At 65.7% G+C, this 14,350-nt stretch carries 11 protein-coding genes; 2 read left to right on the top strand and 9 right to left on the bottom strand.

Annotation, left to right across the window (positions count from 1 at the left end; genetic code table 11):
• The first annotated feature begins 108 nt into the window (after positions 1–108).
• Positions 109–2,445 (top strand): ATP-dependent Clp protease ATP-binding subunit ClpA, encoded by a 2,337-nt coding sequence (gene clpA / locus MHM97_RS05525; protein ID WP_239320437.1) that lies wholly within the window; start codon positions 109–111, stop codon positions 2,443–2,445.
• 356 nt (positions 2,446–2,801) lie between these two features.
• On the opposite strand, the gene MHM97_RS05520 is transcribed toward clpA, so the two are convergent.
• The 5 genes from MHM97_RS05520 to MHM97_RS05500 form a co-directional block, all read right to left on the bottom strand.
• A complete protein-coding gene (locus MHM97_RS05520; RefSeq protein WP_239321402.1) occupies positions 2,802–3,359 on the bottom strand; it encodes a hypothetical protein in 558 nt (185 codons plus the stop codon).
• Between the two features lie 132 nt (positions 3,360–3,491).
• Positions 3,492–3,794, bottom strand: coding sequence for a hypothetical protein (locus tag MHM97_RS05515; protein ID WP_239320435.1), 303 nt, complete (start codon positions 3,792–3,794; stop codon positions 3,492–3,494).
• Between the two features lie 277 nt (positions 3,795–4,071).
• Positions 4,072–6,426 (bottom strand): peptidoglycan -binding protein, encoded by a 2,355-nt coding sequence (locus MHM97_RS05510; protein ID WP_239320433.1) that lies wholly within the window; start codon positions 6,424–6,426, stop codon positions 4,072–4,074.
• 3 nt (positions 6,427–6,429) lie between these two features.
• Positions 6,430–7,620, bottom strand: a complete 1,191-nt coding sequence (locus tag MHM97_RS05505; protein ID WP_239320430.1) for a biopolymer transporter ExbB — start codon at positions 7,618–7,620, stop codon at positions 6,430–6,432.
• Positions 7,621–7,698: 78 nt separating this feature from the next.
• Positions 7,699–8,226 carry a gamma-glutamylcyclotransferase gene (locus tag MHM97_RS05500; protein WP_239320428.1) on the bottom strand — a complete coding sequence of 176 codons (528 nt, stop codon included), beginning with the start codon at positions 8,224–8,226 and terminating at the stop codon, positions 7,699–7,701.
• Between the two features lie 68 nt (positions 8,227–8,294).
• Here MHM97_RS05500 and MHM97_RS05495 point away from each other — a divergent pair, with 68 nt between their 5' ends.
• Entirely contained in the window at positions 8,295–9,308 is a 1,014-nt protein-coding gene (locus MHM97_RS05495) for a DUF2125 domain-containing protein (protein WP_239320426.1), read from the top strand.
• A 316-nt stretch (positions 9,309–9,624) separates the two neighbouring features.
• Here the strand turns inward: MHM97_RS05495 and MHM97_RS05490 are convergent, their stop codons facing one another.
• From MHM97_RS05490 to MHM97_RS05475, 4 genes are all read right to left on the bottom strand, one after another.
• Positions 9,625–10,449, bottom strand: a complete 825-nt coding sequence (locus tag MHM97_RS05490) for an extensin-like domain-containing protein (protein WP_239321400.1) — start codon at positions 10,447–10,449, stop codon at positions 9,625–9,627.
• A gap of 35 nt (positions 10,450–10,484) precedes the next feature.
• Positions 10,485–11,417 (bottom strand): prephenate/arogenate dehydrogenase family protein, encoded by a 933-nt coding sequence (locus MHM97_RS05485; RefSeq protein ID WP_239320424.1) that lies wholly within the window; start codon positions 11,415–11,417, stop codon positions 10,485–10,487.
• Positions 11,414–12,502, bottom strand: coding sequence for a histidinol-phosphate transaminase (gene hisC, locus MHM97_RS05480; protein WP_239320423.1), 1,089 nt, complete (start codon positions 12,500–12,502; stop codon positions 11,414–11,416). The genes MHM97_RS05485 and hisC overlap by 4 nt, the downstream gene beginning before the upstream one ends.
• A 376-nt stretch (positions 12,503–12,878) precedes the next feature.
• Entirely contained in the window at positions 12,879–14,303 is a 1,425-nt protein-coding gene (locus tag MHM97_RS05475) for an aminotransferase class V-fold PLP-dependent enzyme (RefSeq protein WP_239320421.1), read from the bottom strand.
• Positions 14,304–14,350 lie beyond the last annotated feature (47 nt).

Genomic DNA, 14,350 nt, shown 5'->3' with positions numbered 1-14,350 from the left:
TTACGCTCTATCAACCAAACTCTAACAGTATGAGGACATGGTCATGGGACAGGACCGGCCCGCCCGGTGGCGACCGATCCCCATGACCCAAGACAGAGGAGCACGCCTGTGCCTTCATTCTCGAGCACTTTGGAACAAGCCATTCACGCGGCGCTGGCGCTGGCGAATGAACGGCGACATGAATTTGCAACTCTTGAGCATCTGCTGCTGGCCCTGATCGAGGAGCCGGACGCCGCCCGCGTGATGCGGGCCTGCAGCGTGAACCTGGACGAGCTGCGATCGACCCTGCTGGAATTCGTCGATGAGGATCTGGCGAATCTCGTCACCGACATCGACGGCTCCGAGGCGGTGCCGACCGCCGCCTTCCAGCGCGTGATCCAGCGCGCCGCCATCCACGTGCAGTCCTCGGGCCGCACCGAAGTGACCGGCGCCAACGTGCTGGTCGCGATCTTTGCCGAACGCGAAAGCGACGCCGCCTTCTTCCTGCAGGACCAGGACATGACCCGCTATGACGCGGTCAACTTCATCGCCCATGGCGTTGCCAAGGATCCCGCCTATGGCGAAAACCGCCCCGTCACCGGCGCCACCGAGGCCGAAGAGGACATCGGCGGCGGCGCGGGCGCCGGCGCGCCAGAGGGCGAGCAGAAGGAATCGGCGCTGGCGAAATACTGCGTCGATCTGAACGCCAAATCCCGCGAGGGCGACATCGACCCGCTGATCGGGCGCGACAGCGAGGTGGAGCGCTGCATTCAGGTGCTGTGCCGCCGTCGCAAGAACAACCCGCTGCTGGTCGGCGACCCCGGGGTCGGCAAGACCGCCATCGCCGAAGGTCTGGCCCGCAAGGTTGTGCAGGGTGAGGTGCCGGAGGTGCTGTCGGAAACCACCATCTATTCGCTCGACATGGGCGCGCTGCTGGCGGGCACCCGCTATCGCGGTGATTTCGAGGAACGCCTCAAGGCCGTGGTCACCGAGCTGGAAGAACACCCCGACGCGGTGCTGTTCATCGACGAGATCCACACGGTGATCGGCGCCGGGGCCACCTCCGGCGGCGCGATGGATGCCTCCAACCTGCTGAAACCGGCCTTGCAGGGCGGCAAGCTGCGCACCATGGGCTCCACCACCTACAAGGAGTTCCGTCAGCATTTTGAAAAGGACCGCGCCCTGTCGCGCCGGTTCCAGAAGATCGACGTGAACGAACCGTCGGTGGAAGACAGCATCGAGATCCTCAAGGGGCTGAAACCCTATTTCGAGGAGCATCACTCGATCAAGTTCACCTCGGATGCGATCAAATCCGCGGTCGAACTTTCGTCGCGCTACATCAACGACCGCAAACTGCCGGACAAGGCCATCGACGTGATCGACGAGGCCGGCGCGGCCCAGCATCTGGTCGTCGAGAGCAAGCGGCGCAAGACCATCGGCGTCAAGGAGATCGAGGCCGTGGTGGCCAAGATCGCCCGTATCCCGCCGAAAAACGTCTCCAAGGACGATGCCGAGGTGCTGAAGGATTTGGAATCCAGCCTGAAACGGGTGGTCTTTGGTCAGGATGCCGCCATCGACGCGCTGTCCTCGGCGATCAAACTGGCCCGTGCGGGCCTGCGCGAGCCGGAAAAACCGATCGGAAACTACCTCTTTGCGGGCCCCACCGGCGTCGGCAAGACCGAGGTGGCCAAACAGCTCGCCGACACGCTGGGCGTGGAACTGCTGCGGTTCGACATGTCGGAGTACATGGAGAAACACGCGGTGTCGCGTCTGATCGGTGCGCCTCCGGGCTATGTGGGTTTTGATCAGGGCGGCCTGCTGACCGATGGTGTCGACCAGCATCCGCACTGTGTGCTGCTGCTCGACGAGATCGAGAAGGCGCATCCGGATGTGTTCAACATCCTGTTGCAGGTGATGGACAATGGCCAGCTTACCGACCACAACGGTCGCACGGTGAACTTCCGCAACGTGGTGTTGATCATGACCTCGAACGCGGGCGCGTCGGAGCTGGCGAAATCCGCCATCGGCTTTGGCCGTGACCGTCGCGAGGGTGAGGACACCGCCGCCATCGAACGCACCTTCAGCCCGGAGTTCCGCAACCGTCTGGATGCCACCATTTCCTTTGGCCCGCTGCCGAAAGAGGTCATCCTGCAGGTGGTCGAGAAGTTCGTGCTGCAGCTCGAGGCGCAGCTGATGGACCGCAATGTCTCCATCGAGCTGACCCGCAAGGCCGCCGAATGGCTCGCCGACAAGGGCTATGACGACAAGATGGGCGCCCGCCCCCTTGGCCGCGTGATCCAGGAACACATCAAGAAGCCGCTGGCGGAGGAGTTGCTGTTCGGCAAGCTCGCCAAGGGCGGTGTGGTTCAGGTCGGCATCAAGGACGGCAAGCTGGACCTGCGCATCGAAGGTCCCGGCAAACCGCGCCTCAGTGGCAACAAACCGCCGCTCCTGACCGCGGAATGAACATCAGGCCGCCGGCCTCCTCCGGGAGGTTGGCGGCCTCTCCCCCCTGATCCGCGTGGGCCACGGCAAATGCCCTTGGTCAGCGCAGGAGAACAGCGGACCTTGGCTGCGGGCCTACTTTGCTGTACCAAAGCCTCTCCGACATGTCTGACTAAAAGCCCGGCTGACTGGACAGTCTGGCTGGACTGGTTGATTGCGATTTGCGGCCATATGCGCGTTGCCATCCCTTTGCCAAGGCACGGCTCAGTTCCGGCCGCACGCGCACATCCGGGAACAGATGGATCAGACTGTCGCCGCGCCCGGAAACGACGCGCCCGGTCCGGCCGCCCCGGTGAATTCAGGGGTCAAGCCCACGGTCAAGTCCGGGGCGCGCGATGCCGCAGGGCGCGAAACACCAGCATCAGCACCAGCATTGCCGCCACCAGCCCCAGCATATCCCCCAGCGCATAGGTCACGATCACGCCCAGCTGATGGCCCGGTGACATCAGGCCGGAGAACACCACCGTCTGCCCGATCGAGTTCAGGATCGAGGCCAGCATCCCGGCCAGCAGCAACCGGCGCCAGTCCATCCGGCGCGCGCCGTCACGCTGGGTCAGAACGCCAAGCAGGCGCAAGATCGCAAAGGCGACGGGGGCGGACAGCGCCCCCACCAGGATCGAGAACCAGATCATGTGCTGCATCAGCGCCCGGATGTCGGCCTCGGTGAACCACCACTCCGACAGGAACGCCCCCACGACCAGCGGCACCGCAGCACGCCCGCCCATCAGCCAGGTGCTGAGCACGCGCACCCCGTGCGGCAGGTAGAGAACGCTGGCAAAGACGGTGATTTCGCTGAAGAAATAGCCCTGCACCGGCGCCACGATGCGGGCCGTGACGCCGTGGCACACGACGTAGATCACGGTCACCACCGCCATCGCCTTTATGCAGGAAAGAAACCCGTCAACCGCTCTCATGCCACCGGTCTAACGGCGCCCCACCTGCCAGACAATTGCCCGCGTGCCGAAACACGCGTTTCGAAGCCTGGTGCGACGCAGAGCCGCAACGGATCAATCGTGCAACAGATCGCGACGCACGATGTAGTGCTTTGCCTTGGCCCCTTCGGGCCGTTCCAGAAACCCGAGTTCCAGCAGCGACTTCAACGCCCGGTGAAAGGTGGCCTGTGCCACGCCCTTGACCAGGTCATGCTGGCGGATCTGCTCGGAGCGCACCAGTTGTCCCGGGGTATCCGTCAACCGATGCGCGGCCTGGAACACATCCTTTTCTGCCGGGCTCAGATCCTCCAGCCCGAGGTCGCGCTCCATGTCACGCAACATATCGCGAAGTTCAAAAATCGCGCGCAGCCTGTCCAATGCGCCTCACCTCCCATGCAGCTTGCAAACGGCAGACAGAACCGTTGCAGTGTTCGCCCCCATTATAGCACAAGAAAATTGTCACGCATGATAATTTATTGAAACTTAGGTATGTTCATGCTACCCCAATGGCGGACGAACCCAATGAGCCGTGAGTGGTGGAGGCGTCCATATTTCAGTCACGTTATAGTAGAGTTCTGGCTCTGGCGGTTCCTGATCGCCGGGGCCAATTTCTTTTGGCTTTGCCAAATCCGGTGCTGCCTCTTGCCCCCGCGACTCAGCGTTCCGTGAGCTTGAGTTCGATGCGGCGGTTCTGGGCGCGGGCGGCGGCGGTGTCGGCGGGGTTGATGGGCTGGAATTCGCCAAATCCGTTGGCGGCGAGGCGGCTGGGCGGGATGTCCAGCTCATCAATCATGTAGCGCACCACGGAGAGCGCCCGGCCCTGGCTGAGCTCCCAGTTGTCGGCGTATTTGCCGGTGCCGAAGAACGGCTGGTTGTCGGTATGCCCATCGACGCGAATGATCCAGTTGATCTCGTCCGGAATGGCGGCGGCGACGTTCTGCAGGATGCGGGCCACCTTGGCGATCTCCTGTTTGCCCTCTTGTGACAGCTCCGCACTGCCAAGTGCAAAGAGCACCTCGGAGGCAAAGACAAAGCGGTCGCCCTCGATGCGCACCCCTTCCTGATTGCCCAGCACGTCGCGCAGCTGGCCAAAGAACTCCGACCGGTAACGCTCCAGATCCTCGGCCTGATTGGCAAGCTGCTCCCGTTCGGCCTCCAGCCGTTTGCGCTCCTGTTCTTCGAGCAGGCGCCGGCGGCGTTCTTCGGCGGCAGCGCGGGCCAGCGCGGTGTTGAGATCCTGACCGAGGCTTTGCAGTTGCACGTTCTGGGCGGCGTCGCGTTCCTTGAAATCATCCAGAAGCGCCTGCAACCCGCCAAGCTGTTCGCGCAGCGCCGCCACCTGCTGGTTGAGCAGCGCGGTTTCGCGGCGGGCTTCTTCGGAGACCTGTTTTTCCTCGGCCAGAGCGGCGCGGGCCTGGGCCAGCAGATCGGCGCGCTGTTCGGCGAGGGTCTTCTGTTCGGTGATTTCCTCGGCAAAATCCTCCTTGTCGGCCAGCGCGGCCAGCAGGCGGCTTTGCAGGACCTCCTGATCGGAGGCCGCCGCCTGGGCCCGTTCCAGCGCTTCCAGCGCCACCAGCAGGCGCTGTTCGACAGAGGCGCGCTCCTCGGCGGTGGAGGTGGCGGCGGAGCGTGCCGCGGCCAGATCCGCTTCGGCCCGCGCCAAGCGGGTTTCGAGCCCGCTGCGGGTCTCCTCCGCCTCGGCACGCAGGGCGGCGAGCTGATCCTCCAACTCCCGGCGGCTGTCTTCGGCTTCGGCCTGAAGCGCCGCCACCCGGTCTTCGAGCGCGCGGCGTTCGGCATCAAACCCGTCCTGAAGCGATTGCAGCTGGTCCTGATACTGGGTCTCGGTCTCGACCGTGGCGGCGCGCTGCCGGGTCAGCTCCGCTTCGAGCTGGCTGCGGGTGTCGGCGGCCCGCTGGCGGGCGGTGTCCAGCTCCGCATTGAGCCGCGCGCGGGTGGCGCTGCTGTCGCGGCGCACCCGGTCCAGCTCCGCCTCCAGCGCGGAGACACGGGCGCTGGCCTTGCTCTCGGTCACTTCCATCTGCGCCAGCACCCGGGTCAGCCGCTCGGCCAGTTCATCGCGGTCCTGCGCCTGCGCCTTGGCCTGTTCGATGGCCGAGAGCGCCTCGTCCAGCTCCGCGTCGAGCCGGTCGCGGGCGGTCTCGGCAGCGGCCAGCAGCGTCAGCGTGTCTTCGGCCTTCTGGCGCTCTTCTTCCAGCGCCAGCGTCATCGCGGTGAGTTCCGCATCCGCGTTTTCCAGCCGGTCGCGCAGCGCCTCGGCCGCTGCGGCCTCGGCCAGGCGGGCGGCCTCTTCCTCCGACAGGGTGTCCTCAAGATCGGCAACCCGGGCCGATTGCGCCTCGCCCTCGGCGCGCAGATCCGCCACCAGCGCCTCCAGCGCCTCGGTGCGGGCGGCGGCCAGACGGGCGGCCTCGGCCTCGGCGTCGACCTCGTCCCGCAACTCTGCCAGGGCGAGGTTCAGCGCCTCCTGTTCCGACAGGAGATCGGTGCGCGCGGCGTCGAGCGCGTCACGCTCGGCAGTGAGATCGGCAATCTGCGCCTCGGCCCGGTCACGCCCGGCGATCAAGGCCGCCACCTGGGCCTCGAAATCGGAAATCTGCGTCTGCGCCGCCGCAAGATCCGCGGTCGCCGCGTCCCGCTCCTGCGTCAGGGCGCTGATGCGATCCTGTTGTGCGGTGATCTGATCGCGCGCCGCGTCCAGATCGGAGCGCGCCGAATTGAGCGTCGCCCCCAGCGCGCCGAGACGGGCCTGCAACTGGCTGGCCTCGCGTTCCTTGACCCCCAGCGCCTGTGCCAGCGCGCGCACCTCGGTGGAGAGTTCATCCAGTTCGGTTTCCTGCCCGGAGATCGTCTCGCGCAGGACAAATTGCACCACCATGAAAATGGTGAGCACGAACATCAACACCAGCAGAAGCCCGGTCATCGCATCCACAAAGCCGGGCCAGATCGAGCCCTGGAAACGTTGGCCGGTGCGGCGCGACAGGGCCATGGATCAGCTCTCTTTCCGCGTCGCCAGACGTGCTGCGCGATCCATGCCCCGGGGCCCGGCAAAGGCCTTGACCAGAAGGTCGATGTCCTTTCTGAGCTCGGCGAGGCTCTCCTGTCGCCCGGCGGAAATTTCCTCAAGGATGCGCAGCATCTGCACGTCGATCGAGCGCAGCCGCATGCGGCTTTCGGCGTCGATCCCCACATCGCCGTGGGCACGCATCAGCTCGGCCAGGGTTTCCTGCCCCACCGCCACCCGTTCCAGCGCCGAGGAGATCGCGGCGGTTTCATCCTGGCGGCGGTTCATCTCTTCGATGGTGTCCACCAGCCGGGCCAGCTTGCCGTCCACTTCGGCGCGGCCCTTGGCGGTCTCCAGGAACATCGCCTGAAGCGCGTCCATCTGCTCTGCCATGGTGTCGAGCACCCCGGCCACGAGGTTGTTGTCCCCGGTGCCGCCCTCCTCGCCGGAGGAGAAGCTGACGCGGGTGAAGGAGGACAGCCATTCCTCCAGTTCGCGGTAGAAGCGGTTCTGGCCGTGGCCGGCAAACAGCTCCAGCAGCCCCACGATCAACGAGCCCGCCAGACCCAGCAGCGAGGAGGCAAAGGCGACCCCCATGCCCCCGAGCTGCGCCTCAAGCCCGGTCATCAGGCGGTTGAAGATGGCGATACCCTCCTCGCCCTCCTGCGGGGCGAGGCTGCGGATGGTGTCCACAACCGCCGGAACGGTGGTGGCGAGCCCGTAGAAAGTGCCGAGAAGGCCGAGAAAGATCAGAAGGTTGACGATGTAGCGGGTGATTTCGCGTTCTTCGTCGATGCGTTCCGCCACCGAATCGAGGATGGAGCGGGTCGAGGCCGATCCCAGCTGCATCCGTGCCCCGCGCGAGCGCAACAGCGCCGCCAGCGGCGCCAGCATCGAGGGCGCGCGATCCTCATCCGTGGTGACCCCGGCGGCGAAGCGTTCAATCCAGCGCACCGAATTGATCAGCTGCAACACCTGCCAGAAGGTGGCCAGCACCCCGATGACAAAGACAAAGGCGATAAACCCGTTCAGATAGGGGTTGGCCTCAAAGACCGGCATCACCCGTGGCAGCGCCATGAAGGCGCCTGCCCCGGCCAGTCCCAATGCGATCAGCATCATCACAACCTGACGCACCGGCTGTGAAAACTGCGGCCGGCGTTCGCGTTCCTGATGCGCCATATGCGTGCGGCTCCCGATAGGCTTGCTCGTGGTTCTGCGCCCGCAGCCTAGACCGAAAGTCCCAAGATCGCCAAGGATTTATGATAAAATCTGCTGCACCCGCTGCGTGAGCCAGCTGAGGTCCGGATCGCTGAGGCCGATTTCATCCAGATGCCCCGCCGTGTTGAACAGATATTCGCTGTTGGGGCCACGCCCGCCCACCGCATGGGCGATGATCTGCGCCTGTTCTTCCAGCTCGAGATGGCAATATTGCACATGGTGCGGGTCGATCACATAGACTACCGCGTTCACGACCTCGCAGCTGGCCAGTTCCACATCGAGAAAGCGCTCCACATAGGCCGAGGAGATCAGTTCGCGTTCGCGCAGGGCGGCCAGCGTTGTCTCCTCGTGACCGGGCTCGACCCGCAGGGCCAGCCCCTTGCAATGGGCCTCGTCCTGCGCATCCAGCGCCAGCACCAGGCCGGGGATCTCTTCGCTGCCGCGGTGGTGGATCGAGCGCATGCAGAACGAACGGGCATAGCCATGCAGCGTTGCCACCTCGCTCTGGGCGATCGGGAACTCCGGGTTCCACAGGAGAGAGCCGTATCCAAATACCCACATCGTCATGTTACTGGTCCTTTGTTTCGGGCGCCTGTAAACAGCAAAACGGGCACGAACAAAAGGGGCAGTGCGGCATGAAACGCGGTCTGAAGATCCTTCTGGGGCTCTGTGTGATCTGGGCGCTCTACTGGGCCGTGGCCGCCTGGGGGCTGCGCCAGAGCGTGGCGGGCTGGTTTCAGACGCAGGCGACGCGTGGCTGGCAGGTGGAGGTGGGCGAGATTGCCCCCGCTGGTACGCTGGGCGGATTTCCCTGGCGACATGTGACCCGCATCGACTTGCCCGCGCTGGCCGACCCCGGCACCGGGGCGGCCTGGCGCGCCGATTGGCTGGAGCTGCAAAGCCCCGCGATCTGGCCCGGACATCAGAGCCTGCGCTTTGCCGATGGCGATCAGCGCCTGTCCTATTATGACCAGACGGCGGTGATTTCGACCGAAGGGTTGCAGGCGGATCTGTTCCTGGCCCCCGGTCTGGCGCTTGAGCTGGAGGAGTTGGGGCTGACCTCGGGCGCGTGGCGCATTGGTGACGGGCAGCGGGACATGCTCTCGGCCGACGACCTGGATCTGCGCATGGTGCAGGGGGAGGCGGCCGAATTCTATCGCATCCACGCCGCGGCGCAGGCGTTCCGCCCCGGTGCCGGGCTGCGCCGCCTGCTGCGCGCCGCGCCCGAGCTGCCGCAGACGTTCGAGACGCTGACGCTGCAAGCGGATGTGACCTTTGACAGGCCCTGGGATCGCAGCGCATTGGAAGAACGCCGCCCGCAACCGCGCCGGATCGACCTCGCATTGCTGGACGCGCGCTGGGGCGAGATGCGGCTGAAGGTGGCGGGCACGCTGGATGTGGATGCCGCCGGGATCCCCACCGGCGAGCTGGCCTTGCAGGTGGAGGCCTGGGCGGCGTTCCTCGACATGGCGCAGGACACTGGGCTGATTTCGGCCACGGCGCGGGACCAGGCCAGCCGGGTGGTGACCCTGCTGGCGCGGGCCAGCGGCAACCCGGAGGATCTGGACATCACGCTGGGCTTTCGCGGCGGTTATATCACCATCGGGCCGATCCCGCTTGGCCCCGCACCGCGCCTGATCCTGCGTTAAAGTCGCCGCCGCTGCACCGAGAAGGGGACGGGGGCGCTCCCGCCCCTTGCCGCTGCGCCCTTTCAGGGCACATCGTCCCGCGTTGGGCATGGCGCCGGGCCAGTCGGCCCGGCGCCGCAGCCAGTCCCGACCCGGGACTGGCTGCCCGGCCCAACCCCGCCAAGGGGTGCGACTGCAACAGTTGAGCGAGGTCCTCGCCCGGCCAGTCCGCGCCAACGCCCGATCCGGCGCGCCCGGCTGACAGGGGTCGCGCACCTGCGGGGGCGGGAGCGCTCCCCTCCCCGACCCCCTGCGGGATCAAACGTCGCGCGCCGGATCAGCGGCAGTAGCGGCCGCGGCGATGACGCGCGACATCAAGGTGGAAGTGGTCGCGGTGATAGATGTCTGCTTCCGGCCCCAGCACGGTGCGAAACGGCCCGCAGGCGGATTTCCACATACGCCGCAGCGCCTTGCGTGTCGGCTTGTCGAGCCACCCTTTCAGCACGCTCACCGTGGTGCCGTCAGCCAGGACAAACCCGGAGATATCGATCGCCCGGCCCCGCCCGTGTTCAGAGATCCGTGCGCCGGGGCGGTTGTTGCGCGTCCGGCAGCTGTAGCCGGCCGCCACCCGCAGCTGCACCACCCGGTTGGCGCGCCCAAAGGCTTTCTCAACGTCGCGCGACACCCATTTATTCAGCGCCTTTGCCGTCTCGCAGGTCATCAGCGCCGACCGGCTGAGCGTCACCCCCGACACCGACCGCACCCGCACCGCATCACGCGCACCGCAGCCCTTGAGCTTGCCGGGAATATCCCCCGCCTCTTCACCCTGGATGTCGATATCGCCGCAGACAGAGCCGCGCCGCCGTTTGGCGCGCCCAAAGAGCACCTGCTGCTCGAACTCCGGCGTGCGCATCATCGGGCGCAGGGTTTCACCCGGCGCCACCGGAGCCAAGTCCACCGGACGGGCAGCGGCGGCGAGGATCTGTGCAGACACGGGCCGGATCTGCGGGCGCATCTGAGGCGTGACCGTCAGTGTCGCCGCCACAGCAGAGACCTCGGTGACCTCGGTCAGCGCCGGGTCCGCCCCGCGTTCCAGCGGCGGGCGCGGGGTGGTTTCAGGCGCGGCGGCACCCAGCCCGCAGCCGGCATGGATCAGCACCATGGCAACGCCAACCCGCCGGACCACCCCGCGCGCCCTCATTTTTTCGGCCCGCGACCAAAGTCCGGCGCGGCAGTGTCCTGACCGGCCTCGATAATGCCCCGCCGGATGGCACGGGTGCGGGTGAAATAGTTGTGCAGATGCGCGCCATCCCCGGTGCGGATCGCCCGTTGCAGGGCAAAGAGCTCCTCGGTGAACCGGCCCAAGATTTCCAGCGTGGCGTCCTTGTTGGTCAGGAACACATCGCGCCACATGGTCGGGTCCGAGGCCGCAATCCGGGTGAAATCGCGAAACCCCGCCGCAGAATATTTGATCACTTCACTATCGGTCACGCGGCGCAGATCATCCGCCACACCCACCATTGTGTAGGCGATCAAATGCGGCGTGTGGCTGGTCACCGCCAGCACCAGATCATGGTGATCGGCGTCCATCTCATCCACATGCGCGCCCATCCCTTCCCAGAGGGCGCGCAGCCGCGCCACCGCCTCCGGCGCGCTGCCCTCCACTGGCACCAACAGGCACCAGCGGTTGTCAAACAGCTCTGCAAAGCCCGACTCGGGACCGGAATGCTCGGTCCCCGCGAGCGGGTGTGAGGGCACAAAATGCACGCCATCCGGAATATGCGGCGCCACTTCCTCGATCACATGGCGCTTGACCGATCCCACATCGGAGACCGTCGCGCCGGGCATCAACGCCGGTGCAATCTCTGCCGCAACCGCGCCCATCGCCCCGACCGGCACGCAGAGCACCACGAGATCTGCGCCCTCGACCGCCGCACGTGCGGTGTCGCAGACCCGATCACACAGACCAATCCGGCGCGCGGTGTCGCGGGTCTCCGCGCTGCGGGCATAGCCGGTGACTTCCCCCGCAAGCCCCGCGCGTTTGATGGCCCAGAACATCGAGGATGCAATCAGCCCAAGACCGATCAGTGCCACGCGGTTGTAGACGGGTTTGGCTGGCATCTCGCTCATTGTGCCGCCCCGGCCTTGAAGTCCTGAACCGCGCTTGCAACCGCGCGGCAGGCGGTCTCATCTCCGACAGTGATCCGCAAGGCGGTGGGCAGGTTATATCCCGCCACCCGGCGCACGATCAGGCCGCGTTGTTTCAGGAAATCGTCGCAGGCTTCCGCCTCTGCTTGGGAGGCAAAGCGCGCCAGAATGAAGTTGGTACAGGATGTGTCCGACGGCACGCCCAGTCCGGCCAGTTGATCCGCCAGCCAGCCGCGCCATTTGGCGTTCTCGACGCGGCAGGTTTCGACATACGCACGGTCACGCACCGCGGCCTCGGCCCCGGCAAGTGCCGTGACCGAGACATTGAACGGCCCGCGCACGCGATTGAGCACGTCGATGATCGGCTTTGGCCCATAGCCCCAGCCCACACGCGCGCCGCCCAGTCCGTAGATCTTGGAGAACGTGCGGGTCATCACCACGTTTTCACGCGCCTCGATGAGGCTTGCCCCGGCGTCAAAGCCCTCGACATACTCAGCATAGGCCCCATCCAGCACGATGATCGCATCCTCCGGGATACCATCGGCAAGGCGCGCCACCTCGGCCTCGGAAATCATGGTGCCGGTGGGGTTGTTGGGGTTGGCGATGAACACCAGCTTGGTCTGCGGCGTGCAGCCTGCCAGCAGCGCATCCACATCGGTGACGCGCTCGCGCTCCTTGACTTCGACCGGGGTGGCCCCGGCGGCAAGGGCAGAAATGCGGTACATGGCAAACCCGTGCTCGGTATAAAGCACCTCATCCCCCGGCCCGGCATAGCACTGGCACAGAAAAGCGATGATCTCATCACTGCCCGCCCCGCAGATGATCCGTTCGGCATCCAGCCCGTGGGTTTCGGCAATGGCGGTGCGCAGGGCGGTATGGTCGGAGCTCGGATACCGATGCATGCTGGTGACAGCCTGCGCCATCGCCTCCACCGCCTTAGGGCTTGGGCCCAGCGGGTTCTCATTGGAGGAGAGCTTGGTCACATTGCTCACCCCGTCCACATGGGCTGCGCCACCCTGATAGAGGGCGATGTCCATGATACCGGGTTGCGGTGTGATTTGGGTCATATCGTTGAGCTCCTTCGCGAACCTGTTCGTCATAGCGCCCTCGGCGCAATGGGAAAAGCCGCAACTGTGCTCAATGCTTCATCAACACACCTATGGGGCAGCCTGTCGCTGCCAGAGCACGTCCCCCTTCGCGCCCTTTGAACGCGCGGGGAGGCTCCCGCCCGTCGTCCGTGCCCCTTTGGCCACGTCCGCGCCACACATGCCCCCGTTTTTTGCGCCTGCCCCGGATCTGGCAGATCCACCGCAGCAGGGCACATCCTCCCGTTGGGCCGGGCCGCGCCGCGTGCCCGAAGGGCACGCGGCGCGGGTCGCCTCGGGCAAAGCCCGAGGCGAAACACCTCAATCACAACGTCTATTCATAGATTATACTGAGGGATCAGGCCGCACGCGGCTGGAAGCGTGCGGTGCTGGGATCGGCGTCATAGGCGGCAGCGATTTCTTCCGCCTCCGCCACCAGCTTTGCAACGCTCTCGATCACATAATCCACGGTCGCCTCCTCCATCAGATAAGAGAAATTGAGCCGCACCCAACCGGGTTTTTGCAACTCCCGCCCGGCGAGAAGATCCCCGAGCAGGGCCTCGGACTGTGGCTGGTCGATCTCCAGCAGGCGGTGCGCATAAGGCCCCGCGCAGGCACAGCCGCCGCGCGCCTGAATGCCGTAGACATCGCTCAGCATGCGCGTGAACAACTGCTGATGCACCGGAGCGCCGGAGGCCCCTGCCACGGTGAAGGAAAAGATCGGCAAGCGATGGGCGCTCTCATGCCCCAGAAGCGTCAGCCCCGGCACCTCCGCCCAAGCCGCGCGCGCCTTGGCCGCATAGCGGGCTTCGCGCGCCTCAATGTGGTCCTGCCCCACGGCCTCTTTGACCAAGAACGCCAGCGCCGCGCGGATGTCACCCACCACATTCGGGGTGCCCGCCTCCTCGCGCGCGGCCAGACTGTCCGCATAGCGATGCGACCACGGCGACACAAAACTCACCGTGCCGCCCCCGGGCCACGAAGGATTACACGCGCGCACCGCATCCCGACGCAGCACCAGCACGCCCGAGGCCCCCGGCCCGCCCGGAAACTTATGCGGCGAGACCACCACGGCGTCCTTTGGCTCCGCCCCATGCGCGCCCATGTCGATGGGCAGATAGGGCCCGCCACCGGCATAGTCCCAAACCGCAAGTGCGCCGTGTGCGCGCAACAGCCGGGTCACCGGATCGGGATCGGTGATAATCCCCGTCACATTCGAGGCCGCCGAGAAACTGCCGATTTTCAGATCTGCATCCGCATGCGCGACCAAGGCCGCCTCTAGCGCCAGCAGGTCGACCCCGCCCTCGGCGCCTTCGGGAATTTCCACCACCTCGGCGCGGCTCTCGCGCCACGGCAGGATGTTGGAGTGATGCTCATAGGGGCCGATAAACACCACCGGGCGCGTGGCCTCATTGATCCCCAAAAGCTTCACCAACCGGTTCAGACCCGCGGTGGCACCGGAGCCTGCAAAGATCACCTCGCAGTCGTCCCCCGCCCCCGTCAGCCGCGCAATCTCGGCCCGGGCGTCGCGGCGCAGGCGGGTGACATACTGGCCGCAATAGGAGGCCTCGGTGTGGGAATTGGCATAAAACGGCAGGAGCTTTTCGGAAATGAACGCTTCGACCGGGCGCATCGCACGCCCCGAGGCCACGTAATCCGCATAGACCAGCGGCACATCGCCGTTGAGACCGGGGATCATCACCCCCTCGCCGATCAGGGTCTGAGCCAGCTCCCCCGCATCCGCTGTGTGTTTGATCGCCGTTTTGAACTGTTCAAGGATCATTGTCGCGCCCTCATTGCCATTTGAGCAATGATAGACCACCAATGTTT

It is taken from the genome of Epibacterium sp. Ofav1-8, assembly GCF_022348185.1.
GTDB lineage: Bacteria > Pseudomonadota > Alphaproteobacteria > Rhodobacterales > Rhodobacteraceae > Epibacterium.
This window is presented reverse-complemented; position numbering and strand designations above follow the sequence as displayed.